The sequence below is a fragment of the Methylobacterium sp. UNC300MFChir4.1 genome (assembly GCF_900110155.1).
GTDB lineage: Bacteria > Pseudomonadota > Alphaproteobacteria > Rhizobiales > Beijerinckiaceae > Methylobacterium.
This window is the reverse complement of record NZ_FOCS01000001.1, coordinates 270,662-295,829: the sequence shown is the minus strand read 5'-3', so window position 1 is coordinate 295,829 and position 25,168 is coordinate 270,662. Positions and strand designations below refer to the sequence as shown.

General features: G+C 72.7%; 22 protein-coding genes and 1 other RNA gene. 10 read left to right on the top strand and 13 right to left on the bottom strand.

Annotation, left to right across the window (positions count from 1 at the left end; all coding sequences use genetic code 11):
* Positions 1-44 precede the first annotated feature (44 nt).
* Positions 45-1,343 carry a L,D-transpeptidase family protein gene (locus tag BMY19_RS01435; RefSeq protein WP_020090677.1) on the bottom strand — a complete coding sequence of 433 codons (1,299 nt, stop codon included), beginning with the start codon at positions 1,341-1,343 and terminating at the stop codon, positions 45-47.
* 229 nt (positions 1,344-1,572) lie between these two features.
* Between BMY19_RS01435 and BMY19_RS01430 the strand changes: the two genes are divergently transcribed.
* From BMY19_RS01430 to BMY19_RS01410, 5 genes are all read left to right on the top strand, one after another.
* A complete protein-coding gene (locus tag BMY19_RS01430; protein WP_100250661.1) occupies positions 1,573-1,950 on the top strand; it encodes a hypothetical protein in 378 nt (125 codons plus the stop codon).
* Between the two features lie 42 nt (positions 1,951-1,992).
* Positions 1,993-2,967: a copper chaperone PCu(A)C domain-containing protein gene (locus BMY19_RS01425; protein WP_100250660.1), complete on the top strand. Its 975-nt coding sequence runs from the start codon at positions 1,993-1,995 to the stop codon at positions 2,965-2,967.
* Positions 2,968-3,004: 37 nt separating this feature from the next.
* Positions 3,005-3,445 carry a hypothetical protein gene (locus BMY19_RS01420; RefSeq protein WP_244534802.1) on the top strand — a complete coding sequence of 147 codons (441 nt, stop codon included), beginning with the start codon at positions 3,005-3,007 and terminating at the stop codon, positions 3,443-3,445.
* Positions 3,446-3,489: 44 nt separating this feature from the next.
* A complete protein-coding gene (locus BMY19_RS01415) occupies positions 3,490-5,625 on the top strand; it encodes a TonB-dependent receptor family protein (RefSeq protein ID WP_100250659.1) in 2,136 nt (711 codons plus the stop codon).
* 179 nt (positions 5,626-5,804) lie between these two features.
* Entirely contained in the window at positions 5,805-6,335 is a 531-nt protein-coding gene (locus BMY19_RS01410) for a protease adaptor protein RcdA (RefSeq protein WP_020090682.1), read from the top strand.
* Between the two features lie 63 nt (positions 6,336-6,398).
* Here the strand turns inward: BMY19_RS01410 and BMY19_RS01405 are convergent, their stop codons facing one another.
* Positions 6,399-7,181: a MetQ/NlpA family ABC transporter substrate-binding protein gene (locus BMY19_RS01405; RefSeq protein WP_100250658.1), complete on the bottom strand. Its 783-nt coding sequence runs from the start codon at positions 7,179-7,181 to the stop codon at positions 6,399-6,401.
* Between the two features lie 361 nt (positions 7,182-7,542).
* Positions 7,543-7,791, bottom strand: coding sequence for a 50S ribosomal protein L31 (gene rpmE / locus BMY19_RS01400; protein WP_012322259.1), 249 nt, complete (start codon positions 7,789-7,791; stop codon positions 7,543-7,545).
* A 240-nt stretch (positions 7,792-8,031) separates the two neighbouring features.
* On the opposite strand from rpmE, the gene BMY19_RS01395 reads away from it, so the two are divergent.
* Positions 8,032-9,876, top strand: a complete 1,845-nt coding sequence (locus BMY19_RS01395) for an ABC transporter transmembrane domain-containing protein (protein WP_020090684.1) — start codon at positions 8,032-8,034, stop codon at positions 9,874-9,876.
* 72 nt (positions 9,877-9,948) lie between these two features.
* Here BMY19_RS01395 and BMY19_RS31565 read toward each other — a convergent pair whose 3' ends face one another.
* From BMY19_RS31565 to BMY19_RS01360, 7 genes are all read right to left on the bottom strand, one after another.
* Positions 9,949-10,395: a methyl-accepting chemotaxis protein gene (locus BMY19_RS31565; protein ID WP_100250657.1), complete on the bottom strand. Its 447-nt coding sequence runs from the start codon at positions 10,393-10,395 to the stop codon at positions 9,949-9,951.
* A gap of 279 nt (positions 10,396-10,674) precedes the next feature.
* Positions 10,675-11,688 (bottom strand): peptidoglycan -binding protein, encoded by a 1,014-nt coding sequence (locus tag BMY19_RS01385; RefSeq protein WP_100250656.1) that lies wholly within the window; start codon positions 11,686-11,688, stop codon positions 10,675-10,677.
* On the bottom strand, positions 11,688-12,677 hold the full coding sequence (locus tag BMY19_RS01380; RefSeq protein ID WP_100250655.1) for a MotA/TolQ/ExbB proton channel family protein: 990 nt from the start codon (positions 12,675-12,677) through the stop codon (positions 11,688-11,690). The genes BMY19_RS01385 and BMY19_RS01380 overlap by 1 nt, the downstream gene beginning before the upstream one ends.
* A 207-nt stretch (positions 12,678-12,884) precedes the next feature.
* Positions 12,885-13,703 (bottom strand): TIGR00282 family metallophosphoesterase, encoded by an 819-nt coding sequence (locus tag BMY19_RS01375; RefSeq protein ID WP_091925469.1) that lies wholly within the window; start codon positions 13,701-13,703, stop codon positions 12,885-12,887.
* A gap of 3 nt (positions 13,704-13,706) precedes the next feature.
* Positions 13,707-14,324, bottom strand: a complete 618-nt coding sequence (locus tag BMY19_RS01370; RefSeq protein WP_100250654.1) for a 5-formyltetrahydrofolate cyclo-ligase — start codon at positions 14,322-14,324, stop codon at positions 13,707-13,709.
* Positions 14,314-14,470: non-coding RNA, 6S RNA (gene ssrS, locus BMY19_RS01365), on the bottom strand. Before ssrS ends, BMY19_RS01370 begins: the two co-directional genes overlap by 11 nt.
* 69 nt (positions 14,471-14,539) lie before the next feature.
* Entirely contained in the window at positions 14,540-14,794 is a 255-nt protein-coding gene (locus BMY19_RS01360; RefSeq protein WP_091679202.1) for a hypothetical protein, read from the bottom strand.
* Positions 14,795-15,228: 434 nt separating this feature from the next.
* Here BMY19_RS01360 and BMY19_RS01355 point away from each other — a divergent pair, with 434 nt between their 5' ends.
* Positions 15,229-17,334, top strand: coding sequence for a GumC family protein (locus tag BMY19_RS01355; RefSeq protein WP_100250653.1), 2,106 nt, complete (start codon positions 15,229-15,231; stop codon positions 17,332-17,334).
* Positions 17,331-18,629, top strand: a complete 1,299-nt coding sequence (locus tag BMY19_RS01350) for a VpsF family polysaccharide biosynthesis protein (protein ID WP_100250652.1) — start codon at positions 17,331-17,333, stop codon at positions 18,627-18,629. The genes BMY19_RS01355 and BMY19_RS01350 overlap by 4 nt, the downstream gene beginning before the upstream one ends.
* 34 nt (positions 18,630-18,663) lie before the next feature.
* Here the strand turns inward: BMY19_RS01350 and BMY19_RS01345 are convergent, their stop codons facing one another.
* The gene (locus tag BMY19_RS01345; protein WP_100250651.1) at positions 18,664-19,908 is read right to left on the bottom strand and encodes a glycoside hydrolase family 5 protein; all 1,245 of its coding nucleotides are present in this window, start codon (positions 19,906-19,908) and stop codon (positions 18,664-18,666) included.
* Complete coding sequence (locus BMY19_RS01340) at positions 19,902-21,086, bottom strand: DUF1972 domain-containing protein (protein WP_100250650.1); 1,185 nt, start codon at positions 21,084-21,086, stop codon at positions 19,902-19,904. Before BMY19_RS01340 ends, BMY19_RS01345 begins: the two co-directional genes overlap by 7 nt.
* A 106-nt stretch (positions 21,087-21,192) precedes the next feature.
* Here BMY19_RS01340 and BMY19_RS01335 point away from each other — a divergent pair, with 106 nt between their 5' ends.
* Both BMY19_RS01335 and BMY19_RS01330 read left to right on the top strand, forming a co-directional pair.
* The gene (locus tag BMY19_RS01335) at positions 21,193-22,452 is read left to right on the top strand and encodes a glycosyltransferase family 4 protein (RefSeq protein WP_100250649.1); all 1,260 of its coding nucleotides are present in this window, start codon (positions 21,193-21,195) and stop codon (positions 22,450-22,452) included.
* A gap of 358 nt (positions 22,453-22,810) precedes the next feature.
* Positions 22,811-23,809 (top strand): lipid II:glycine glycyltransferase FemX, encoded by a 999-nt coding sequence (locus BMY19_RS01330; protein WP_100250648.1) that lies wholly within the window; start codon positions 22,811-22,813, stop codon positions 23,807-23,809.
* A gap of 12 nt (positions 23,810-23,821) precedes the next feature.
* Here the strand turns inward: BMY19_RS01330 and BMY19_RS01325 are convergent, their stop codons facing one another.
* Positions 23,822-25,159, bottom strand: coding sequence for an MATE family efflux transporter (locus BMY19_RS01325; protein WP_244534801.1), 1,338 nt, complete (start codon positions 25,157-25,159; stop codon positions 23,822-23,824).
* Positions 25,160-25,168 lie beyond the last annotated feature (9 nt).

Genomic DNA, 25,168 nt, shown 5'->3' with positions numbered 1-25,168 from the left:
GACGGGCGGGCGTCGCCGGGAGCGGCCGGCGCCCGCGGGTCCGACTACTCCTCGTCGCCGGGCTCGAAGGTCTGCGGCATCGGCTCGGCGCTGGCGACCGGGGTCGGCGCGCCGATGGTCGAGGGCACGTTCACGCCGTCACGCTTGTAGATGTCGTCGCGGAACTGGACGATACCGTCCGGGGTCGACCAGGCGGTGATGTAGGTCCAGTAGACCGGCACCGGCTGGGAGATGTTGGCGTCGATGCGCTTGCCGCTCTCGATCGCCTCCTCGACCTTCTGTCGGTCCCAGCCGGGCGTGTCCTTCAGCAGCCACGTGATGTACTCGCGCACGTTCTGCACGCGCACGCAGCCCGAGGAGATGAAGCGGAAATCGTCGCCGAACACGCCCTTGGTGTTCGTGTCGTGCATGAACACGCCGTAGGGATTCGGGATGTTGATGCGGACGATGCCCATCGAGTTGAAGTCGGCGCCCGAATCCTGCCGGTAGGTGTAGCGGGTGCCCTCGTCCGAGAACCAGTTCACCGACTTCGGCGAGACCTCGGAGCCGTTCGACAGGATCCGGATCTTGTTGTCCGTGAGGTAGTTCGGATCCTTCTGCATCTTCGGGATCAGGTCCTTCTTCACGATGGAAGCCGGGACCGTCCAGGTCGGGTTGAAATTGATCTGCGTCGCCTTGGTGTTCATGATCGGCGACTGGCGGTCGATCTTGCCCACGCCGGCGGCGTGGAGCGTGACGACCTGACCGTTCTCGACCGTCTCGACGAGCGCGGCCGGGATGTTGGTGATCACGAAGCGCCGGCCGAGATCGCCCGAGTAGGAGCGCAGGCGCACGACGTTGATCTCGAGCTGGCGCAGGCGCACGTCGGCGGGCACGTTCATGGCCTGCTGGGTGGCCATCGTCATCGCGCCGGTCTGGCTGAGGCCGTGCCGGGCCTGGAACCGCTTCACGCCCGCGGCGACGTACGAATCGTACACGCCCGAGCCGCCCGCGGCCGGATCGAGGTCGCCGGTGACGATCAGGCGCTGGCGGATGGCCGCCACGGCCGGGCCGCGCGAGCCGATCCGCAGGTGGTCGGCGCCGGAAACCTGCCGCCAACCACCGCGGGCGACGATGTCCTTGTAGCGCTCCACCATCTGCTCGGTGGACGTCACGGTCTGAGGCGAGAGGATCGGCACCGTCTCGCGCTGCACCTGCATGCCGGCGGGTGAGGCGTAGTCCTGCGCCCACTCGGCCTGGGCATAGTTGCCCTGATCGCGGGCTTGGGCGCCGCCGATGCCGAGCGCGCCGAGGGCGGCGACGCCGAGGATCGCGGGGAACCGGTTTTGTGCCTTCTTGCGCATCGGTCGCTGGCTCTGGTCCGGGGTTCGTCAGGTCGTGACGGGAGCGGATTGTCTCGGGCGCCACGGTGTCGGGATGGCGTTAAGACTCCCTATCGAAGGGGCCGGAATGTGGCATCGCCGTGCGCCAGCGCACGCGGCGTCCGTCTGCGGCACCCTGGCAACAGCCATCGTCGCGCCGGTGTGGCAGGGATGCCATAGCGGTCCGGTTCGGACGGCGCGCAGGAGCAGCATGGATTCGGGCGAGGCCCTTTCGGATCGACGTGTCGGGCCGGCCCTCCGGGCCGTCGTCGCCCTGCTGGCGCTCTACGCCCTGCTGCTCCAGGCCTTTCTCGGCGGCCTGATGCCGATGCCGGCGGCGACCGACGGCCTCTGCGCGCAGCATGCCGACGCGTCCGCTCCATCGGGCGCGCCCGTCCCCCACGACCACGGCGATTGCTGCACGGCGGCCCAGGCCACCGGCCCGGCGCTCCGGCCGCGCCCCCCGTCCGTCGGCTTCCGATGGGTCGCGACCGCGGACCTGCGGCCGGCCTGGCCCCTCAACCGGAGCGTCGGCGCCCGCGCGCCGCCCGGCACCATCGCGTCCCCGAGGGGGCCGCCGACCGCCTGAGCGATCACCACCTCTCGGATCCCTCAGGACGGATGTATTCCCATGAAGACCCTTGTCTCGGCCGCCCTCGGCCTCGGGCTGCTCGCCTCCGCGGCGCAGGCCCACGCGGTGCTGGAACGCAAGCAGGCAGCCCCCGGCGCCTCGTATCGCGGCGTCGTCCAGATCATGCACGGCTGCAACGGCAAGCCGACGACGCGCGTGAGCGTCACCATCCCGGAGGGCCTGATCGGCGCCAAGCCGATGCCGAAACCCGGCTGGACCCTCGCGACGACGCGCGGACCCTACGCCAAGACCTACGCGACCCATCACGGCACGGCCGCGGAGGGCGTGACGTCGATCACGTGGAGCGGCGGCTCCCTTCCGGACGATCAGGTCGACGAGTTCACCTTCCTGGCGCAGGTCGCCGGCACGTTCGAGCCCGGAGCGACCGTCTACGTCCCGGTCCAGCAGGATTGCGCGGAGGGCAGCTATTCCTGGTCGGAGATCCCCAAGGCCGGTCAGGACGCCCACGACCTGAAGACGGCCGCGCCGTCCTTCCGGATCGTCCAGGTCGCCCAGGCGGGCGGCGCGCCGGCCGCGGGGACGGCCGCGGCCGCGGCGACCGTGAAGGCCGGTGACCTGACGATCGAGACGCCGTGGCTGCGCGCCACGCCGAACGGCGCCAAGGTCGCCGGCGGGTACGTGCGCATCACCAACACGGGGAGTGCGCCGGACACGCTCACGGGCGCCACGGTGCCGTTCGCCAAGAGCAGCGACATCCACTCCATGTCGATGGAGGGCGGCGTCATGAAGATGGCGCCGGTCACGAACGGCCTGACCATCAAGCCCGGCGAGACCGTGGAGCTGAAGCCCGGCGGCTATCACCTCATGTTCGAGGACCTGACCGGCGCGCCGAAGGCGGGCGAGACCGTCGCGGGGACGCTCACCTTCCAGCGCGCCGGCGCCGTGCCGGTGATCTTCACGGTGGCGCCGATCGGCGCGGGCGCACCGGGCGGCCAGCACCAGCACCAGCACTAGCCGCCCGGGACCGAGCTTCGGCCGCCGGGCGACAGCCGTGACGCGAGCAGATCCACGAGGCCGGGCCGCCGCGGCGCCCGGCCGTCGCGGCCGCGCGGACCTTCGGGTCGCCCCCGCGCGGCCGGCGCGCGCGCTCGCCCGGATCGTGGCGCTCCTCGCCCTCTACGCCCTGGCGCTGCAGGGCGTCCTCGGCGGCCTGGCCTCCGCCGCCGCGGGGCCGGACCACGTCCTCTGCCTCGCCGACGGCGACCCGATCGATCCGGCACCGGCCGGCAAACAGCTGCCGGCCCCTCATCGCGGGGATTGCTGCGTCGCCTGCCACGCGGCCGGGCCCGCCACCCTGCCCGCGCCGTCGACCGTCGCCGCCGTCCCGGTCGCCCGACCCGTCGCGGCCGCCGCCGCCCGGCCGCGGCGCGTCGCCCTCCCGCGGGCGCCCCCGCGTCCCGGCCTCGGAGCCCGCGCCCCGCCCGTCGTCTGACCGATCGCCGCCTCCTCCCGATCGCCAGACACGGATCCCACACCATGCCCCGCCAGTTCCGGGCCGGCCGACGCGCCGCGCTCCTGCTGTTCACCTGCGCGACGCCGGCCGCGGCCCAGGCACCGTCCGCCGCCTCGGTCACCCTGTCCGAACTCAGCGTCGTCGGCGCCGCCGCGACGGACGCGCCGTCGGACGAGACCCGCGGCTCGCTCTCGGTGCCGAGCGTCGACCGCCAGAGGGCCGCCCTCGCGGGGACCGTCGGCTCCGTGGCCTTCGTCGACGCCGCGGCGCTCCAGGACCGCTACACCAACACGCTCCGCGACGTGCTCAAGGACGTGCCCGGCGTCTACGTGCAGGAGCGCTACGGGCAGGAGCTGCGCCTGTCGGTCCGCGGCTCGGGCATCGCCCGCGCCTTCCACCTGCGCGGGCTGGAGCTGCTGCAGGACGGGATCCCGCTCAACCTCGCGGACGGGAGCGGCGACTTCTATCAGGTGGACCCGCTCGCCCTGCGCTCGGTGGAGGTCTACAAGGGCGGCAACGCCCTCACCTTCGGGGCCACGACGCTCGGCGGCGCGGTCAACGCCGTCACGCCCACGGCCTACACCGCGCTGGCGCCCAACATTCTGCGGGTCGACGGCGGCAGCTTCGGCACGATCCGCGAGCAGGCGCAGATGTCCCGCATCGACGGGCCGCTCGACGGGCTGGTCAACGCGACGCTGACCAATTCCGACGGGTTCCGCGCCCACGAGGCCCAGGCCACGAAGAACTTCAACGCCAATATCGGCTACCGGATCGCGCCCGACATCGAGACCCGCTTCTATCTCGGCACCTACCTCACCGATCAGAAGCTGCCGGGCACCCTGACCCTCGGCCAGAGCCTCTCGACGCCGACACTGGCCAACCCGACGGCGATCACCGGCAACCAGTCCCGCAAGGTCGAGACGGAGCGGATCGCGAACCGCACCTCGTTCCTGCTCGACGTGGGCAAGCTCGACGTCGACACCTGGGCGATCCACAAGAGCCTGTACCACCCGATCTTCCAGGCGATCGACCAGGACGGCTGGACCTACGGGATCAGCCCGCACTGGGCCGGGACCTTCGATCTCGGCGGCTTCCGCGATGACGTGGTGCTGGGCCTGCGCGCCTTCGCGGGCCAGAACTCCGCGCTGCAATTCGTCAACGTCCGCGGTCAGCGGGGGGCGCAGACGCTCAACGCCCTGCAGAGCGCCTCGAGCGTCGAGGCCTACGGCGAGAACCGCTTCTGGTTCCTGCCGGACGTGGCGCTGATGACCGGCGCGAAGGCGTTCTCGTCGAACCGGACCTTCAGCGACAAGGGCGGGCTGCCGGGCAACCCGAACCCGCGCTTCGCCGACGTGACCTACGCGGGCGTCAACCCGAAGGTCGGCCTGCTGTGGCAGCCGCGGCCCGACATCCAGATCTTCGGCGACGTCGTCCGGTCCCGGGACGTGCCGGATTTCTCCGACCTCGTGCAGCAGAACCTGCTGAGCACAACCTTCGTGCCCCTGCGGGCGCAGCGCGCCTGGACCTACGAGGCCGGCGCCCGCGGCCGCGTCGACCGCCTCGCCTTCGACGTGACGCTCTACCGCTCGGACCTGCGCGACGAGCTGATCAACTTCGCGACCAATCCCGGCCTCAACATCCCGGCCGCCACCTTCAACACCCCCCGCTCCGTCCACCAGGGCGTCGAGGCGGCGCTCACCCTGGACCTCGTCCGCGACCTCGCGGCGGCGGGCGACGGGCTCAGCGTGACCCAGATCTGGACCCACAACGACTTCCGGTTCGTCGGCGACCCGGTCTTCGGCAACAACCGCATCGCCGGGATCCCGGCCGACGTGCTGCGCACCGTCCTGAGCTACCGGCACCCGCGCGGCTTCCACGTCGCGCCGTCGCTCGACTGGGTGCCGCAGGGCGCCTTCGCCGATCACGCCAACACCCTGCGGGTGCCCGGCTACACCCTGCTCGGCGTCGAGGCCGGCCTCGATCTCGCCGACGGCGTCGCCCTGTTCGTGGATGCCCGCAACCTCACGAACGCCCGCTACGTCTCGGACATCGCCGTGGTGGCGAACGCCGCCGCGACGGCGGGCGGCCCGGCCACGCTGGCCGCCTTCTATCCCGGGAGCGGCCGCAGCCTCTTCGGCGGTATCCGCGCCTCGTTCTGAGCGCGGGTGCCGCCATCCGCGGCACTTCTCCAGATCCCGGGCGGCGGGTTAAGGTTAAAAAAACATGAACCCTGCTGTCCGGGCCAATCGGCGCTAGGATTGCGGCGTCGTCCGAAAGCCACGGACGGAGCGTCCCGGATCGGAACGAGCCGGGCCGTCGGACGGCACAGGAGAGGCAGATGAACGGCTTCGATGTCACGTTCCGGGACGATCAGGACTGGGTCGATTTCGGCAGGTCCTACGTCAACTCGGAAGCCTTCAAGGCGCTGTTCCGCGACGGGATGACCCTGGTCGAGGAGACGGCCGCCTATCTCGACGGCGAGGGCCGCGACGAGTCGCGCCTCGTGTCCCGGGACGCGACGCTCAGCTACGCGGCCGAGAGCATGCGCCTGACCACGCTGCTGATGCAGATCGCCTCGTGGCTCCTGGTGCAGCGCGCCGTCGCCGAGGGCGAGATGACCCCGGCCGAGGCCCTCCTGGAGAAGCACCGGGTCAAGCTCGGTACGGCCGAGCCGCCGAAGCAGCAGGATTTCAACCTGCTGCCGATGCGCCTGCAGCAGCTGATCCTCCGGGCCCGGCGCCTGCACAGCCGCATCCTGCACCTCGACGCGCTGATCGCCGAGGACCGGCCGACGCCGCAGCCGGTGGAGAGCCCCGTCGCCGCGCAGCAGGGCCTGCTGCGGATGGCCTTCCGCATGAGCGAGGGCTGAGCGGGGGCCGGGCGACGCTCCGGAGAGCGCCGCCGCGCGAGGCCGGCGTCCCGGCCCCGACGCTCAGAACGCCGGGAACTGGCCCGGGAACTGCTCCTTCAGGATCTGCCGGATCGCGTCGTTCTGGAACGCGTGGACCAGCTTCGGCACCCAGGGCTTGCCCGTGTCCGCCTCGCGGACCACGATGACGTTGTTGTAGGGGTTGTCGACCTTGGACTCGATCGCGATGGAGTCCTTGCCGGGGATCAGGCCGGCATCGACGGCGTAGTTCGTGTTGATCACCGCGGCGTCGAGATCCTCGAGGCTGCGGGGCAGCTGCGCGGCGTCGACCTCCTGGAACTTCAGGCGCTTGGGATTGTCGACGACGTCGAAGACCGTCGGCAGCAGGCCGACCCCGTCCTTCAGGCGGATCAGCTTCTCGGCCTGCAGCAGCAGGAGCGCCCGACCGCCGTTCGACGGGTCGTTCGGGATGCCGATCTGCGCGCCGTCCTTCAGATCCCCGACGGCCTTGACCCGCTTGGAGTACAGGCCGATCGGCGTCACGATCGTCTCGCCGACGGGGACGATCTTGTAGCCCCGCGCCTTGACTTGGTTGGCGAGAAACGGCTTGTGCTGGAAGGCGTTGGCGTCGAGGTCGCCGGACTGGAGCGCCTCGTTCGGCAGCAGGTAGTCGGAGAACACCACCAGGTTGATGTCGAGCCCGTCGCGGGCCGCGATCTCCTTGGCCTTCGCCCAGAGGACTTCGGCATCCCCGCCCATGATGCCGACCTTGATCTTGTCCGCGGCCATGGCCGGCGCGACGGCCAGACCGACCAGGGCGAGGAACAGCAGCAGAAGACGTCTCATCGGATCTCGATCCTAGCAGTGCGTCCGGAGAGCCTCGGCCCCCGGACAGGCGGGCCGCCCGCGCGGCGGCGTTCCGGCGAACCGCGGGTGACCGGGGAAGGATACGACGGCCCGGCCGCGCTTTGAATGCGCCGGCGGCGGCCGGACCCGGCCGCGGAGGCCGCGGGCACGGCCCGTCCGAGAAGAAGCGTTTCCGTCCCCGCATCCGGACGCGCGGTTCGCGTCGCGGTCCCGCCGATCTTCGCAAACCCGTCCTGTGGACAACGCGCGCGGCCGCGACCGCGCGACGCCGCGCACGAAAACGGGCGGCCCCGCCAGGGACCGCCCGTCTCGTACAGCGTCGCCGTGACGGCTGCGGCGCTCAGCGCTTGCCGAGGTTGCCGAACCGCGAGTTGAAGCGCGACACGCGGCCGCCGCGGTCGAGCATCTTCTGCTCACCGCCGGTCCAGGCCGGATGGGTCAGCGGATCGATGTCGAGATTGAGGGTGTCGCCCTCCTTCCCGTAGGTCGAACGGGTCTGGTACTCGGTACCGTCCGTCATCACGACCTTGATGAAGTGGTAATCGGGGTGCTCGGTCCCCTTGGCCTTCGCGGCCGCGTCCTTCGCCATGACCTTGGTCCCTGTCTGGCACGCCGGCGGGAAGCGCAGGAGGCGCCGCCCGGCCCGGAATGCGGAAGATGTCACCGGTTGCACCGAACCATGGGTTCGTGGCAACGGCACGTCCAAGCCGACCGTGGTGGCGGCCCGCGGCCATTGAACACACGCAATCGGATGAGCGGCGGCCTATACCGCAGCCGCTCCCCGGTCACAAGCGCCGCGGACCGGGAGAACGACAACACGTGAGGCGTGATGGCCCGTAAGACCAAGGCGGCCGCGGCCGGCCGACCCAGAGCCCCGCTGAGCGCCCTCCGGCCGCTCCTCCCCTTCGCGCTGCGCTACCGCGCACGGATCGCCGCGGGGCTCGTCGCCCTCATCTGCGCGTCGGCCTCGACGCTGGTCGTCCCGATCGCCATGCGCCGGGTCATCGACCACGGCTTCACCGCCGACGGCTCGAACGTGATCGACGCCTATTTCCTCGCCTTGCTCGGCGTCGTCGCGGCCTTCGCGCTGTCGAGCGCGGCCCGCGTCTACACGGTGGTGACGCTGGGCGAGCGGGTCGTCGCCGACCTCCGCAGCGCCGTCTTCGCGCGGCTGACCCAGCTCGATCCGGCGTTCTTCGACCGGGCGCAGTCCGGCGAGATCGTCTCGCGGCTCACCGCGGACGCGACGCAGATCAAGTCGGCCTTCGGCGTCTCGGTTTCGATCCTGCTGCGCAACCTGTTCCTGTTCGTGGGCGCCACCGCCATGATGGTGGTGACGAGCCCGCGCCTGTCGGTGATGGTGCTGGCCGCGATCCCGATCATCGTCTTCCCGCTGATCGTGTCGGGCCGCGGCGTGCGCCGGCGCTCCCGGGCGGCCCAGGACCGGCTCGCCGAGGCCTCGGCCTACGCCGCCGAGGCGGTCGGGGCGGTGCGGACGATGCAGGCCTTCGGCCGCTCCGACTCGACGGCGGCCCGGTTCGCGGCGGCCTCCGAGGAGGCCTACGGCGCCGCCCAGGCCTCGATCCGGGCCCGCGCGCTGCTCACCGGCGTCGCGATCTTCCTGATCTCGGCCTCGGTGGTCGGGGTGATGTGGTACGGCGCCCAGGGCGTCCTGAACCACACGATGACGGGCGGCGAGCTCTCGCAGTTCGTGCTCTACGCCGTGTTCGGCGCCGGCGCCCTCGGGCAGCTCTCCGAGGTCTACGGCGACCTCGCCATGTCGGCCGGCGCGGCCGAGCGGCTCACCGAGATCCTCGCCGCGGAGCCGGCGATCCGCGCGCCGTCCCCGGCCCTCCCGCTGCCCGAGCCGGCGCGGGGCGCGGTGGCCTTCGAGGACGTGCGCTTCGCCTACCCCACCCGCCCGGAACACGCCGCCCTCGGCGGCCTCAGCTTCGCGGCCGCGCCCGGCGAGCGCATCGCCATCGTGGGGCCCTCCGGGGCTGGGAAGTCGACGGTGTTCCAGCTGCTGCTGCGCTTCTACGACCCGCAGGGCGGCCGGATCCTGGTCGACGGCGCCGACATCGCCCAGGTCGATCCCGAGCGCCTGCGCGCCCGCATCGCCCTGGTGCCCCAGGACCCCGTCGTGTTCTCCGGCACCGTCACCGAGAACATCCGCTACGGCCGCCCGGAGGCCGGCGAGGCGGAGGTCCGGCGCGCGGCCGAACTCGCCAACGCGCACGGCTTCGTCTCGGCCCTGCCGCAGGGCTACGCGACCCAGGTGGGCGAGCGCGGCGTGACCCTCTCGGGCGGCCAGCGGCAGCGCATCGCCATCGCCCGGGCGATCCTCAAGGACGCGCCGATCCTGCTCCTCGACGAGGCCACCTCGGCCCTGGACGCCGAGTCTGAGCGCGCCGTCCAGGCCGCCCTCGCCACGTTGATGCAGGGCCGGACCACGCTGGTGATCGCCCACCGGCTCGCCACGATCCGCGCCGCGGACCGCATCCTGGTCCTCGACGACGGCCGCATCGTCGAGACCGGAACCCACGAGAGCCTGCTGGCTCAGGGCGCGCTCTACGCCCAGCTCGCGAACCTGCAGTTCACCGACGCGCTGGACGAGACGGCGCGGGGCAAGGAGCCCCGCAGCCGGGGCGAGCGCCTGCCGGTCGCCGAGTAGCCGGGCCGCGCCCGGAGCCGCCCGGGCCGGCGCCCGTCCGCGCGACGGATCACCGGTGCGGGATGCGCGGCCTCAGTGCGCGGACGCGGCCTGGCGCTGCCCGCGGGTCGCGGTATCCTGCGCCCGCTCCGCCGCGGCCTGGATCTGGCCGACCTGGGCCACGATCGTGTCGGTCGCCCGCGCCATCTGCCCGGCCAGGTCCCTGACCTCCGCGGCCGCGGCCGCGAATCCCCGGCCCTCTCCGCCGTCGCGGGCCGCCTCGATCGCGGCCCGAAGCGCCATCAGGCTGGTCTGACCGGCGATGCCGGCCAGGAGGCCGGTCGCCGCGTCGGCCGCCGCCGCGGCGGACGCGGCGTCGTCCGCGGCCCGCACGCCCGCGCGCAGGTCCGTCAGCCCGTCCTCGAAGACCCGCACGGCCGCGGCGATCGCGCTGGCCTCGTCCCGCAGGGCGACGTGCGGCCGGGGGTGATCGTCGGTTCCGGGCCGAACCGCGTTCAGGGACAGGCTGAGCTTCGACATCGATACGGTCTCCCTGGATCGGCCGCACCATGGGACGTCAAGGATAACGATGCGTTAATCCAGCAGAGCTGCGGCGCGCACCGGAAAAATCGGCGCCCGCCGGAACAATTACCGCCTATCTCTTCCGGCTTCTGGTGTTCGAAGCTCTCGTAAGACGATCGGATGCTGGCTTGATCGGCACATGCACCTGGGAACGCGGAGCGAGATCGCCGCGAGACTGGTCACCGGACGCGGGCCGCGCGCCGACACCCCCTGCGGCGCCGCGGCGGTCCGACAGCGCTAGCGCTCGGTGAGCTTCATCTCGATCCGGCGGTTGCGGGCGTAGGCTTCCTCGGTCGCCCCGGCTTCGAGGGGCTGGAACTCGCCGAAGGCGCCCGCCAAGAGGTGCTGCGGCGGGATCCCCTTGCCGGCGAGGAACTGCACCACCGCGATGGCGCGCGCCGCCGAGAGCGACCAGTTCGACGGGAACTGCGACGTGCTGATCGGGCGCGCGTCGGTGTGTCCGTCGACTCGCAGCACCCAGGGCAGATCCGCCGGGATCTGCTTGGCGAGTTCCGAGACCGCGCCGGCGATGCGGTCGAGCTCCGGCCCGGCCTCGGGCTTGAGGGTCGCGGAGCCGGCCGGGAACAGCACCTCGGATTGCAGCACGAAGCGGTCGCCGACCACGCGGATGTCGGGCCGGTTGCCGAGGATCTGCCGCAGGCGGCCGAAGAAGTCGGACCGGTAGCGGGCCAGCTCCTGGACCTTCTGCGCGAGGGCGACGTTCAGCCGGCTGCCCAGCTCGGCGATCCGGGCCTGGGATTCCTTGTCGCGGCTCTCGGAGGCCGCGAGGGCGTCCTCCAGGGCGGCGAGCTGGCGGCGCATGGCGCTGATCTGCTCGTTGAGCAGGTCGATCTGGGACTGCGCCCGCCGGGTCGCGCCGCGCTCGGTCTCCAGCTGCTTGTCGAGGCTGCCCGCCGCGCCCTGGCTGACCGTCGCGGCCTCGGCCTGCACCTTGGCCCGGTCGCGCTCGGCCTCGACGCCGGCGAGCGTCGTGCGGAGATTGCGGGCCTCCTCCTCCTGGTTGCGGCGGTTCGTCCGCTCCAGGGCGAGGAGGTCGGTGAGGTCGGCGATCTGGCGGTTGAGCCTGGCCAGGGTCTCGTCCCGTCCGGTCAGCTCCTGCGACAGGAAGAACTGCCCGACCACGAAGACCGTGAGCAGGAAGACCACCGACAGCAGCAGCGTGGCCAGCGCGTCGACGTAGCCGGGCCAGACGTTGAGCGTCCGCCGGGTCCGGGTCGCCGTGGAGGCCACTAGACGCGCTCCCGGCCCAGCCGGTCCAGCACCTGCTTCAGCTCGCGCTCGCGGCTCGCCTGCGCCTCGACCCAGTCGCGGATCATCTGCTGCTCCGCGCGCATGTGCTGGACGAGGCCCTGGATGCCCTCGGCGAGGTTGGTCATCGCCTGGGTCGCCGCGCGGCTGCCGCCGCCCTCGGCCACCAGGGCGCTCAGGCGGTCGACCGCCTCCTTCAGCTCCTGCGTGCCGGCGGCCGGCCGCGCCGCGGTCGCCGCCGCCGCGACCGGCGCCGCCTCCGGAGCTGCCGCGCCGGACATCAGCCAGTCCTGCAGCTCGTTGTGGAACCGGGCATGGGCCTGGCCCGCCTGCAGTTCCAGGAAGCCGGTGATCAGCGACGAGGCGAGGCCGAACAGCGAGGCCGAGAAGGCCAGACCGATGCCGGAGAGCGGGACCGCGAGGCCCGATTTCAGCTCGTCGAACATCACGCCGGCATCGCCGCCGCCGCGCATGCCCTTGATGACGCCGCCGACCGCCGACAGCGTGTCGATGAGGCCCCAGAAGGTGCCGAGCAGGCCGAGCAGGATCAGGATGCCGGAGATGTAGCGCAGGATCTCGCGGCCCTCGTCGAGGCGCACCGCGATCGTGTCGAGGTAGCCGGTCGTCCCCGGCAGGGTGGCTCCGCCGGCCCGCGCGGCGATCATCGGCGCCATCGGCGCCAGCAGGGCGGGCGGCTTCTTCACCTGCGCGCCGCCCGCGACGGCGTTGACGTAGGTGGTCTCGCGGAACAGCCGAACGACCTGCCCGAAGGCGATCAGGACGGCGATCAGCAGCACACCGAGGATGAGCCCGTTGAGCCCGGGATTGGCCAGGAAGGCCGGTGTGATCTGCCGGAACAGAATGAAGGCCAGGAAGCCTACAAGGATCAGGAAGATGACCATCCGCCCGAGATAGATCCCGGGCTGTGCCAGCGGCCCATTCTTGTCGTCGCCGGTTTCTCGGGCGGCCATCGATCGTTCTAGCCTGATCTCACCACGCGGCAGCCGGCCATCGGCGCCCCTCGGGGGGCACTGTGGGGGTAGGCCCGCACGCGATCAAGTCTCGGGAAGGTCATCGCGGAGCTATGCCCAGGCCGATCGAGACCAGTCCCGCACAAAAGGCTTAGCGGCCCGCGACCGCCTTACGCCAAACCGGCATCCACCGGGCCGGACAGGGCGCTAATCCCAGAAATGCGGCGCGGTCTCCTCGAGATTCGGCCCAAGGCGGAGGGCCGCGACCCGCGTGGCGAGGCCGCGCGCGTCCGTCTCCACCGCGATGCCGCACAGGGTGCCCTCGCCGACGGCGACCTCCCAGCGGGAGCCGGGCGTCTTCTGGATCATGCGGCGGATCGGCTCGTCCTTCTGCATGCCGATCACCGAATCGTAATCGCCGCACATGCCCGCATCCGACATGTAGGCCGTGCCGCCGGGCAGGATCCGGTGATCCGCCGTGGGCGTGTGCGTGTGCGTCCCGACCACGAGGCTCGCCCGGCCGTCGAGGTAGTGGCCGAAGGCCTGCTTCTCGCTCGTCGCCTCGGCGTGGACGTCGACGATCACCGCGTCCGCCGCCGCGCCGAGGGGGCAGGCGGTGAGCTCGCGCTCCACCGCCGCGAAGGGATCGTCCATCGCGTCGAGGAAGACCCGGCCCATCACGTTGACCACGAGGACGCGGGCGCCGCCCTGGGTCTCCACGACCGTGGCGCCGCGGCCCGGCGTGCCGGGCGGATAGTTCGCCGGCCGCACCAGGCGCGGCTGGCGGGCGATGAACACCATCGCCTCGCGCTGGTCGAAACTGTGGTTGCCGAGGGTGACCGCGTCGGCGCCCGCCTGGATCAGCTCGTCGCAGATCGTCTCGGAGATGCCGAAGCCGCCGGCCGCGTTCTCGCCGTTGACCACCACGCAGTCGAGGCGCCAGCGCTCCCGGAGCCGTGGCAGCTGCTCGCACACCACGGTGCGGCCCGAACGCCCGACGACGTCGCCGAGGAAGAGCAGGCGCATGGGTCAGGCGGTCCTGTCGCAGCGGATCACGCCGTCTTCGGTGATCACGAACTGGAGGGGGCGGTCGTGCGGCTCGGCCGGCACCCGCGCCACCTGCTGGGCAGCGAAGCCGATGCCGACGGTCAGGACGGGGTTCGTCCGGGACAGGCGCGCGATCGCGCCGTCGTAGTAGCCGCGGCCGTACCCGATGCGCTGCCCGGTCCGGTCGAAGGCCGCGAGCGGCACGATCAGCGCGTCGGGCTCCACCGGCGGCAGCGACGGGTCGGGCTCGCTGAGGCCGAACCGGCCGGCGACGAGGGCGTCGCCGGCGCGCCATTCCCGGAACACCAGGCCGTCCGGCGTGACGTGCGGCAGGGCCACGGCCTGCCCGCGGGCGCGCAGGCCCTCGGCGGCGGGCCGGGGATCGACCTCGCTGCGGATCGGCCAGAAGGCGCCCACGAGACGGGCCTGGGCGAGCTCGGGCAGCGCGAGGAGCGCGTTCCCGATCGCCGCCGAGGCCGCCTGCCGGGTCGCGGGATCGAGGGCGTCGCGGGCGGCGAGGGCCGCGGCGCGCAGTTCCGCCTTGCGGGCGGCGTCCGGAGCCTCGGTGCCGGTTCTGGGAGAGGTCGGGTGCGGAGCCACGTGAGCCGTTGGAGGATCGATCCCGGGAAACCTACAGCGTAGGTGGGCGCCGTGTTGGCCAAGTCCAGGGACGAGGCCAGGGACAGCTCCCGAGGGAGTCGATAAGGCCCCGGGGATAGTGCTCCTGACGAACTCTGCAGCCCCGCTCCCATCATGTAGCGGTCCCGGCGCGTTCCCGCCAGGGCCGGGCACCGCAAAATCCGCGGGCCGGTCCGTCAGGCCGGCCCGCCCGGCCCGTCCTTCGTCCCGGCGGCCCGCGCCCGGGCCACCGCCAGGATCGCGTTGCGGCCCTCCTGGTCGGCGATCGACTGCCACAGGCCAATCAGCTCGCTGAGCTCCGCCAGCGGGCGCGGCGCCGGCGCCCCGAAGAAGGCGGCGATCGGGACGCCGGTGGCGGCCGCGATCCGACGCAGGCGGGCGCTGGCGTCGCGCCGGCCGCCGCCCCGGTCCTCGACGCCGATCGCTTCCATGGCAGAGCACCTGAGTTAGAGTACAGATCGCAGCTTGAAGCGATTGTTGCGTCTCGGAAGAGCCAATACAATTTATCCGATCGGGGAATAGAGCAGCCCGAAGGCGTTATCCACGCCGATGTCTGAACGCATGGGTCTGGGTCGGCGGGCGCTGCGGCACCGCGGCGTGCGGGACATCCGGACGGTCCCTCGGCGGCCCGCCGCGATGCGACGCCGCGTCCGCGCCGCCGACACGCTGCAGCAACACCGGGACCGCGATGAACGAGGCGTGCGCGGGAGCGCGCCGCGCGGATTTGATTTACCACGCTCCCAGTCATCCGGGCCGCTCCGGCGCGGATCGCGGTCCCGATCCATTGTCAGGAGGCTGCGCGACTCTTGCAGTGGGGAAGGCACCCGCGAGGGACCGACCAGGTTTGAGACGACGGTGACCGATCGTGGCACAGATCGACCATAACATCGCTGTCGCGACGTGGCTCACCCCCGTGCAGCCGGCCCATCCCGAGCGTCCGGGCCCGAACCGCCCCGACACCACCGCCGAGCTGGGCGACCTGTGGCGAATCCTGTGGCGGCGCAAGCGGCTGGTCCTCGGGACGGCGCTGCTGCTCGGCCTGCTCGCCCTCGCCTACGCGCTGATCACGCCCTCTCTCTACACCGCCACGGCGCAGATCCTGATCGATCCCCGCGACCGGCAGGTCGTCTCGAACGACGTCAACCCCGCCGGCCTGTCGCCGGACGGGGGCATCGCGCAGGTCGAGAGCCAGGTGAAGGTGATCGAGTCGGATGCCGTGCTGGGCCGGGCGGTCGATCAGGTCGGGCTCGCGACCGCGCCGGGCTTCGGCGCGCCGCAGGACGGCGTCGTCACGCGGGTCCTCGGCGAACTCCGCGCGCTGGTGGCCGGGCCGAGGGCGGAGCGGCCCGTCGACGCCCGCGGCCGGGCGCTGGACCAGCTGCGGCGGCGGCTCGCGGTCAAGCGCGCCGACAAGGTCTTCGTCATCGATCTCGTGGTCACCACGACGGACCCCGATCTCTCGGCGCGGATCGTCAACGCCATCGCGAGCGCCTACCTGACGGACCACACCGACGCCCGCTCGGACGCCGCCAAGCGCGCCGCGGGCGAGCTGCGCGGCCGCCTCGACGAGTTGCGCAACGCGGTCAACGCCGCCGACAAGAAGCTCGAGGATTACAAGGCGCGCAACGGCCTGATCGCGTCGAGCGGCCGGCTCGTGAACGAGCAGCAGCTCACCGACCTGAACGCGCGGCTGGTCGCCGCGCGGGCGCGGACCGCCGACGCCAAGGCGCGGCTCCAGGGGATCCGGGAGGCGCGCGGGCAGGCGATCGGGTCCGGGGCGATGCCGGAGGCGGTCCAGTCCTCGGTGATCGAGCGCCTGCGCGGGCAGTACGCGGAGCTCGCCGCCAAGGAGGCGGACCTGCGCACCAATCTCGGCGAGCGCCACCCGTTCATCGCCGCGGTGCGCGCCCAGATGCAGGACGTCCGCCGGCTGATCGACGCCGAGCTGAACCGCATCGCGGGCGCCGCGGAGACCGAGGCCCAGCGCGCCCAGGCCAACGAGCGGACCCTCGCGGTGGAGCTGGAGCGCCTGCAGCGGCAGTCGGCGGTGAACGCCCAGTCGTCGGTGCAGCAGCGCGAACTGGAGCGCGAGGTCGACGCGGCGCGCTCGGTCTACAACGCCTTCCTGGTGCGCGCCCGGGAGATCAAGGAGCAGACCAGCATCGACAGCTCGAACGCCCGGATCATCACCGCGGCGCGGCCGCCGCAGGATCCGAGCTGGCCGCCGCGGCTGATCCTGGTCGCCGCCGCCCTCGCGGGCGGCCTCGGCCTCGGCGCCGGCCTCGCGCTGACGCGGGAATATCTGGCGCCGACCGTGCTCTCACCGCGGCAGCTGGAGCGGCTGTCGAACGCCCCGGTGGTGGCCGTGCTGCCCGGCCTGCGGCCGCGGGGCGCGAGCGCGAGCGCCGCGAGCCTCACCCTCGACCACTTGGCCGCGACCTCAGGCGAGAGCGGCCACGCGCTGGCGCTGCTCGTCACCTCGGGTGAATCCGACGAGGCCGAGCGCCAGGCGGTGATCGGGCTGCTCGCCGCGGTCGCCGTCGCGCGCGGCGACCGCGTCCTGCGCGTCGACGCCGACCTGCGGGCGGACGGCTCCGGCACCGGAGGCCTCCTCGACGTGCTCCGCGGCGAGCAGAGCCTCAACGCCGTGACCCAGACGGACCCGGCCTCCGGCGCCCGCCGGGTCGGGCTCGGCGACACCGAGAAGCCCCTGCGCGACGCCCTGACCCCAGCCAATGTCGAGCGCTTCATCGCGGGCGTGAAGGGACGCTTCGACCTCGTGCTCGTCGACGGCGGCGTGCTGACCGAGAACCTGCGGCTCGGTCCCCTGGCGGCCGCCGCCGACCGGCTGCTCCTCGTCGCCTGCAACGGCGCGACGCGCCAGCGCGACCTGATCGACCTCGTCGACACGTCGGAGGCGCTGGGCCGGCCGATCTCCGGCTCCCTGCTCCTGACCCGGCGCAAGGCGTGAGGACCCTCCGGCAGACCGGCTTCGCGCGCCGCCACGATCCGGCGGCGCGCACGGGCCCGGTTTTGCGCGCTCTCCTGCGGGCGGAATCGGTGGCCCTGTCGGTCTGGGCCCTGCTCCTCGTCGGGGTCTCGGGCGGCCTCCTGTGGGTGCTCGGCCTCAATTACGAGGGGATCACCGGCTCGGCCGCCTCGAAGATCCACCCCGCCACCTACCTGGCGGTCGTCCTGATCGGCTGGACCCTGATGCGCGCGGGCAATCCGGTGATCCCGGTGGCCGGGGCTCTGAACCGGCGACCGGCCAGCGTGCTCCTGGCCGCCTGCGGCGTGCTGCTCCTCGCGCTGATCGCGGCCCGGGGCGGTGCGGGCCTCGCCGGCTCCATCGACACCTTCGTGCTCGCCGGCCTCGTCCCGATCCTCCTGATGGACAGGGACGCCGAAACGCTCGGGCGGCTGGAGACGATCTTCCACCTTGTGATGCTCGCCAACGCCCTGCTCGGCCTGTTCGAGCTCGCGAGCGGCCAGCGCTTCTTCCCCTACCGGTTCGACGGGGTGGCGTTCGAGTCCGACACCCGCTCGGCGGCCCTCCAGGGCCACCCGCTGGCCAACGCGACCATGACGGCGTGCTACATCCTGGCGCTGGCCAAGGGCGGCGGCCGCCTGGCGCCGATGCCGCGCGCCGCCATGATCGTCCTCCAGCTCGTCGCCCTGGTCACGTTCGGGGGCCGCTCGGCCACCGTCACGACGCTGATCCTCGGCGGCGCTGTCGGGCTCGTGTCCCTGAACCGCACCCTGCGCACCGGCCGCGTCCCGCTGGCGGCGGCGGCCTGCGCGTGCTTCGCCCTGACCCTGCTGCCCGTGCTGGTCGCGGTCCTCGCCTCGGCCGGGTTCTTCGACACCCTGCTGGACCGGTTCGTCTCGGACGGCGGCAGCGCGCAGGCCCGGGTCGACATGCTCACGGTGTTCGACGCGATCCCGTTCCGGCAGCTCCTGCTCGCCCCCGACTTCCTGCAGGTGAACACGCTGCGCCGGATCTACGGCCTGGAATGGGGCATCGAGAACTCGATCATCTCGGCCGTGCTCTACCACGGCATCCTGGTCACGGGGGTGCTGGTGATCGCGGTGGGGCTCTACCTCGCCGAGATCGCGCGGGATTGTCGGCGCGGCGTCTGGCTCCCGATCCTGACCTTCGTGATCCTCGTGAACACGTTCGAAGGCCTGGCCGGCAAGACGACCCTGCTCGCCAAGTTCGCCCTGATGCTCATTGTCCTGTTCCCGCCCCTTCCGCGCCGCGGCTGAGAGGGCCCGAGCCGCGGATCGGTCGGGGACCGCCTCAGGGCCGGGCCCGCAGCCCGAGCGCCGCGATCAGGGCGGGATCTGCGACGTGCGCGTCGTCCATGAGGCCGAGGCCGTCGAACAGGTTCCAGAACGACCACGCGAACCCGTTCGCCTCCGCCGCCAGCCGCACGTCCCGGATGTAGGCGGCCCGGTCCGGCGCCCGGGACGCCGTGAAACGGGCGTCGGTGCGCAGGGCGCCGAACTCGCCCATCAGCACCTGCCCGCGCGGGATCCCGTAGAGGTCCGCCCAGGTCGCGACCGGCGCCATCGCGTCGGCGATGTAGGCCGGGCCGGGCGCGGCCTCGAAATACGCGTGCAGTTTCGCCTCGATCACCGCGCGGTCGCGCGCCTTCTCGGCCTGCGGCACCGTGCGGTCCGTCTCCATGCGCGCCCGCACCGCCTCGAGGGTCTCGCGCAGCGTGCCGCGGCTCCCGGGCCAGGGCACGGCGGTGAGCCAGCGGTAGAACGGCTCCTCGGTGAGCCAGGTCGCCCCCTGGTGGGAGAACAGGTACGGCTCGTAGAAGTGGAAGGTGTAGAGGAGCGGCGCGAACCGCGCGAGCGCGGCCGGATCCAGAGCCGTCAGGCCGGCGACGAGGCTGCCGCAGGAGCCGGTCGCCACCAGGGTGAGCGCCGGCGCGGCCGCGCGGGCCGCGGCCAGGAGCCCGTCCTGCACCCGGTTCCAGGCGCCGCCGCCGCAGGCCTGCGGCGGCTCGTTCACCGGCTCCAGGACCACGCGGTCCGTGCCCTTCCGCGCGCACAGGCGCGCGAGGTCTCCGACGAGGTCGCGATAGGCCGCGAAGAGCGGCGCCTGGTCCGAGCCGTAGAACGCGTCGGGCGTGTAGTGGTGGGTCGCGGCGTTCGCCTGGACATTGACCAGGACGCGCAGCCCGGCCGCCAGCGCCGCGTCGACGGCCTCCGACAAGGTGCCGAGGAGTTCGGCGCGCCGCGGCCCCGTGAAGGCCACGAACGGCCCGGGATCGAGGGGCAGGCGCACGAAGTCGAAGCCGAACCCGGCGATCCGGGCGAGGTCGTCGCGGGTCGGCACCGGCCGTCCGGCCTGGAAGGGCGGCCACGCGTAGTCGGTCCGCGGGGGCGGGTACTCGGTGGTCAGCGAGAACCAGGGCCAGAGGGCGATGCCCCGGCGCAGGGCGACCGGCGCGGGACTGCCCTGGACGGGTCGGACACCCGCACCCGCCGCGAGGACGCCGGCCAGCACCGACCGGCGGCTGGGGCCTACCATCCCGGACCGGCCGTGGCGCTGACGGGCGCTGCCGCGGCGGCGCGCGCCGCATTGTCCGGGGCCGGCGGGTAGCCGCCGACACGGCGCAGCGCATCTTCGTACGAGGCCAGCACGGCATCCCAGCGGAACTGCTCGGCGCGCGCCCGCGCCGCCGCGCGGGCCGCCGCGACCGCGGCCCCGTCGGAGAGCACACGCTCGATCGCCGCGGCACAGCTGTCCGGATCCGAGAAGTAGAACTGACCGTCGCCAGCCGTGCCCCGGTTGAACGGATTGTCGTGGGCGACCACGGCATTGCCCGCCCAGAGCGCCTCGACCAGCGACGGGTTGGTGCCGCCGACGGTGTGGCCGTGGAGGTAGGCCCGCGCGTGGACCCGCAGGGCCTGGACCTGCTCGGGCTCGTAGATGGCCCCGGGAAACAGCACCTCCGGCGAGGCGGCTGCCTCCACGGCGCGATGGTACGGGTTGCCGACCCGCAGCGAGCCGAGCACCACCAGCCGCACGCCGCGGGCACGGCGCGAGAAGGCCTCGACGAGCGTCAGGATGTTGTTGTCCGGCTCGATGCGGGCGATCGAGACGAGGTAGCGGTCCGGCGCGAGGCCGAGGGGCGGCGGCCCGACATCGGCCGCCGGGGGATCGCCGCCGTACAGGATGGTCGCGATGGCGCCGCGCGGCCTGCGACGGGCGAGGTGGTCGGCGATGATGGGATGGTCGGCCACCAGCCGCTGCGAGGACCACGCGGCGATCCACTCGCTGACGTAGAAGAAGGCGCGCACGGGCAGCGACCATTTCGGACGGCGCCACTCGATCCCGTCCATGTTGGTCAGGATACGCCCGCCCCGCGCCCGCAGGTAGGGCAGGAACGCGGCGCCGTTGTAGCCGAGCACGAGGCAGACGCCCCCGCGGGTCGCGGCATCGTGGGCGCAGATCGCGTCGAAGGCGAGTGTCGCCGCGGGGCCGCGCAGGCCGATCTCCACGGTGATCAGCTCGACACCGTTCCAGGTGCTGCACGCGATGCGCTCCCGCACCGTCTCGACATCCCTCTGGCAGTACACGCCGACCTGCCAGCCGCGTTCGACCAAGTAGAGCGCGAGACGTTCCGCGAAAGTCTCGAAACCACCGTGGGCGGCCGGGATACCGCGCGTGCCGAGAATAAGTAGTTTCGGTGCGCGGTCAGGCATGAAACTTCCTTTCCAATGTGTCGGCCCTATTGTAGATCCGAAGGATACAATCCCGACGACCGGCTTCTACAACTGCTAGTTGTTTATTCAATACAGAAATCATCTTATGGTAGATAACTTCGGACTGAGAGCGGCGCGCGACAGCGATCGTGCTGCCGCCCCCGCGCTGCGGGCCGTCGCCAACGCCGCGGCGGAGCTTCGGATCACATGCGTCCACCAGGGATTCGAGCTGTACGGCTCGGATCGCTGCTTCATCGAGACCGTCCGCACGATCCGGGCCGCCCATCCGGGTGCGCGGATCGACGTGGTGCTGCCGCGACGCGGGCCGATCGTGGCCGCGCTGGAGCCCTTCGCCAGCGAGATCGTGATCGCCCCGCTCTGGATCCTGCGGCGCAAGAACCTGGCGCGCCTCGTAACCCTGGGTCTGATGGCTCTGCCCATCGCGATGATCCGTGCGTGGCGCCGCATCCGCGCGAGCGACCTCGTCTACATCAACACCACCGTGGTGGCCGACTACCTGCTGGCCGCCCGGCTGGTCCCCGGCCGGAGCATCGTCCACGTCCACGAGATCCCCGAAGGCGCCGTGCTGAAGGTCCTGCGCGGGCTGATCCGCTGGAGCGGCGCCAACGTGGTGTTCAACTCGCGCGCCACCGAGCGGGCCTACGCCCTGCCCCGCGGGGCGACCGCCCGGGTCGTCTACAACGGGATCGCGGGTCCCGCCGAGCCGAATCGGAGCACCTACGACGGCTCCCGCCCGCTCCGCGTGCTGATGCTCGGCCGGATCAGCCGGATCAAGGGCCAGGACGTCCTCGTGGAGGCGCTGGCCTCCCTGCCGGAGCCCGTGCGTCGGCGGATCGCGCTGCGCATCGTCGGCAGCGCCTTCGAGGACGAGGCCCGCGAGCGGGCCCTGGTCGGGCGGATCGCCGAGGCGGGGCTCGCCGCGCAGGTCACGCTCGAGCCGTTCGTGGCCGATCCCGCCGCCCTCTACCGCTGGGCCGACGTGGTCACGATGCCGTCGCAGCGGCCCGAATCCCTCGGCCGCGTGGCGATCGAGGCGATGTCCTACGGCGTGCCGCCGCTCGTCACGGCGATCGGCGGCCTGCCCGAGGTGGTGGAGGACGGGAAGACCGGCTGGATCGTCCCGCCGGGCGGCCCGGAGCCGATCGCCGCCGTGCTGGCGGATCTGGTCGCCGACCCGGCGCGCTGGCGCGACTTCGGCCGGGCGGCCCGGGCGCGCTACCTGAGCCTGTTCTCCGAGGCCTCGGCGGCGGAGGGCATCGAGGCCATGGTCCGGACGACGCTGCGCCGCCCGACGGCGACGGATCCGTCCCGCGCCGCGGACGCGCCGGCGCGACCGGCCGCCTAGGATCCCCGCGCGTCCCCGTGGGACCGGCGTCGGTCGGAACGGGCGTCCGCCCTGAGCGCGGGCGCCCTCGGCGTGACCGGGACGACCTCCTGCTCGCCCGCGGTCCGTGGCCAAGCGCCGCGGCCGGGCCTGCTGCCGGCGCCGCGCAACGACCGGCCCGGGCGCGTCCCCTCACCGGCCCCGGCCGCCCGGGCACCGGAGCCCCGCTCGCGACGCAGCGGAAACCGATCCGCGCGGCCACCGTCACCCTGTGGACGATCGGCCGCGCGAGGATGCAATGCGGTGGCGCCTGGCCGATGAGGCGTGCGGCGCGGGAACCCCTGCCCGGCCGGGACGGGGCGCGAGGACGAGGAGCGACATGGCGGCCAAGCTCGCGGTTCAGGAGACCGCGGATGCCCTGGACTGGGACCGGCGGGTCTGGGCCTGCCCGGGCGCCAACATCTATTGCGGCAGCCCCTGGGGCACCTACAAGGCGCGGCGCGGCCTGGAGGTGCGGCGGGCGGTCGTGTCCGGCGACGGCGCGGACCTCGCCTTCGTCCAGTGGCAGACGCGCCGGAAGGGGCCGGCGCGGTTCATCCACGTCCAGGGCGGCCCGCTGCTGACCGCCGCGGGCGCGCACCGCGCGGAGGCGGTGTTCGCCGCGTTCATCGACCACCTCGCGCTCGGCCGGCTCGACGTCCTCGCCGTCGACTACGAGCAGTTCGAGACCCGCGACGCGACGCTGGCGCTGCTGATGCACGGCTTCGCCCCGGTGATCGGCGCGCCCGACCACACCCTCGAACTCGACCTGACCCAGGATCTCGACGCCATCCAGGCCGGCATGGAGCCGCGCTGGCGCAAGGCCCTGCGCAAGGCCGAGCGCAACCCCGAGGTGACGACGCATTTCCTCGAGGACAGGGCCGAGCGCCTCGAAGCCTTCGACGACTTCACCGCGATGTTCGCGGCCCTGCGCGAGCGCAAGGGCTTCGCCACGACGCTGCAGCCGCAGGCCTACCGCGACATCGCGGCCGAGGACGCGCACCTGCTGTTCCTCGACGTCCGCGAGAACGGACGGCGCGTCCTCGTGCGAATCGCGCACCTGTCGGACAGCCGCTGCACGGATTTCTACACGGCCTCGAACGAGCGGGCCCGCGCGACAGGCGCCGCGACCCTCGCGGTCTGGCGCTTCGTGGAGCGGGCGAAGGCGGAGGGCTGCCGGGTCTTCGATTTCGGCGGCATCGATCCGGCGGCGAACCGGCCCGTCTTCGAGTTCAAGCGCGGCCTGTGCACCGACGTGGTCCAGCACAATCCGCTCTGGGTCTACAGCCGGACGCCGGCGCTGCGGAGACTGGCGCCGGCCCTGCTCGCGCTGCGCTGAGCGGCGGGCCGGTCACGCGGCGCCGAGGGGTCGCGCCGGTCCCGGGCGCCGCGCCAGGGTCCGGAAGGCCGAGACCGACCAGACCAGCGTCGCAACCTCGGAGGCCAGCAGGCCGGCGAGCGCGGTGGCGGGCGGCAGCAGCAGCAGCGCCGGCACCATCACGGCCATCCCGAGGGCGGCGCTCGCCACCGCGCCCGCCGTGATGGTCCGGAACGCCGCCGAGGCCTCGAGATAGGCCCGCGGGATCGCGTAGAGCAGCGACACGGTCACCACCGCCCAGACACCGAGCCCGATCCAGCCCATCGGCTGCGCGGCGAACCGACCCTTGAACAGGATGTCCTCGATCAGCGGCAGGGCGGCCGCCATCACCGCCCCGTAGGCGAGACAGGCGCTGCCGAGCAGGATTCCGTTGCGGACGACGAGCCGGCGGGCGGCGTCGACCTGCCCGGCCGCGAGCAACCGGCTGATCTCGGGCAGGATCATGTTCAGCAGCGCGCTCGCGGGGATGCGCAGCGGCGCGTAGAGCACGATCGTGGCGGCGATCGGCGCGTAGGCAGCGGGCCCGGCCAGGAGCGCCAGCAGCAGGGTCAGCCCCTGACCCTGGACCGTCAGGCTGGTGACGCCGGCGAGCGACCACGCGAGGGTCCGCCAGATGGCCCGGTAGCGGGCGCGCGCCCGCGCGTGCAGCGAGAAGCGGATCCGCTCGCGCAGCGCCGCGTAGGCCACCGCGATCGCGACCGCGTGCGCGAGCGCGATCGCCGTGAAGGCCCGATCGAGAAGGGCCGTGCCCTCCCCGTTCAGCCAGCGCGCGACGAGGAGACCGCCGCAGACCGCGTAGACCAGGTCGCTCAGGCCGGCGATCCGGGGCCGGCCGCGGGCGAGGAGCACGATCCGCAGGTAGCTGCGGAAGGCGTAGAGGCCCACAAAGGCCCCGGCCGCGAGGGCGCCGAGGCCGATCACCGGGATCAGCAGAAGGCCGACGGCGACCGCCATGAGGCCGGAGACCAGCACCGCGCCCGAGCCGAACATCACGTCGTAGCCGAGCGCCGCCGGACGCCCCAGGCTCCGGGCGACGTGGATCGTCGCCGGGACCGCCACCAGGGCCCGGATGTAGGTGATGCCGACCGCCCCGACCGCGAAGACGATGGCGAACAGGCCGTAATCGTGCGCGCCGAGCGCGCGCACCAGCAGGATGTTGAGGAGGAAGTGAAACAGGCTCTGGGTCAGCTCGCCCGACAGGATCACGGCGAACCGCCCCGACAGGACGGCACGCATCGGTCCGGGCAGGCGGAGGCGGCCGGCGCCCGGGAGCCGGAGCCGATCACCGGGACGCGGCATCGAATCGGTCATGTGGGGGTG

Coding starts and splice junctions, on each gene's coding strand:
- BMY19_RS01435 (WP_020090677.1), bottom strand. CDS start 1,343: ATGCGCAAGAAGGCACAAAACCGGTTCCCCGCGATCCTCGGCGTCGCC.
- BMY19_RS01430 (WP_100250661.1), top strand. CDS start 1,573: ATGGATTCGGGCGAGGCCCTTTCGGATCGACGTGTCGGGCCGGCCCTC.
- BMY19_RS01425 (WP_100250660.1), top strand. CDS start 1,993: ATGAAGACCCTTGTCTCGGCCGCCCTCGGCCTCGGGCTGCTCGCCTCC.
- BMY19_RS01415 (WP_100250659.1), top strand. CDS start 3,490: ATGCCCCGCCAGTTCCGGGCCGGCCGACGCGCCGCGCTCCTGCTGTTC.
- BMY19_RS01410 (WP_020090682.1), top strand. CDS start 5,805: ATGAACGGCTTCGATGTCACGTTCCGGGACGATCAGGACTGGGTCGAT.
- BMY19_RS01405 (WP_100250658.1), bottom strand. CDS start 7,181: ATGAGACGTCTTCTGCTGCTGTTCCTCGCCCTGGTCGGTCTGGCCGTC.
- rpmE (WP_012322259.1), bottom strand. CDS start 7,791: ATGGCGAAGGACGCGGCCGCGAAGGCCAAGGGGACCGAGCACCCCGAT.
- BMY19_RS01395 (WP_020090684.1), top strand. CDS start 8,032: ATGGCCCGTAAGACCAAGGCGGCCGCGGCCGGCCGACCCAGAGCCCCG.
- BMY19_RS31565 (WP_100250657.1), bottom strand. CDS start 10,395: ATGTCGAAGCTCAGCCTGTCCCTGAACGCGGTTCGGCCCGGAACCGAC.
- BMY19_RS01380 (WP_100250655.1), bottom strand. CDS start 12,677: ATGGCCGCCCGAGAAACCGGCGACGACAAGAATGGGCCGCTGGCACAG.
- BMY19_RS01375 (WP_091925469.1), bottom strand. CDS start 13,703: ATGCGCCTGCTCTTCCTCGGCGACGTCGTCGGGCGTTCGGGCCGCACC.
- BMY19_RS01360 (WP_091679202.1), bottom strand. CDS start 14,794: ATGGAAGCGATCGGCGTCGAGGACCGGGGCGGCGGCCGGCGCGACGCC.
- BMY19_RS01345 (WP_100250651.1), bottom strand. CDS start 19,908: ATGGTAGGCCCCAGCCGCCGGTCGGTGCTGGCCGGCGTCCTCGCGGCG.
- BMY19_RS01340 (WP_100250650.1), bottom strand. CDS start 21,086: ATGCCTGACCGCGCACCGAAACTACTTATTCTCGGCACGCGCGGTATC.
- BMY19_RS01335 (WP_100250649.1), top strand. CDS start 21,193: ATGGTAGATAACTTCGGACTGAGAGCGGCGCGCGACAGCGATCGTGCT.
- BMY19_RS01330 (WP_100250648.1), top strand. CDS start 22,811: ATGGCGGCCAAGCTCGCGGTTCAGGAGACCGCGGATGCCCTGGACTGG.
- BMY19_RS01325 (WP_244534801.1), bottom strand. CDS start 25,159: ATGACCGATTCGATGCCGCGTCCCGGTGATCGGCTCCGGCTCCCGGGC.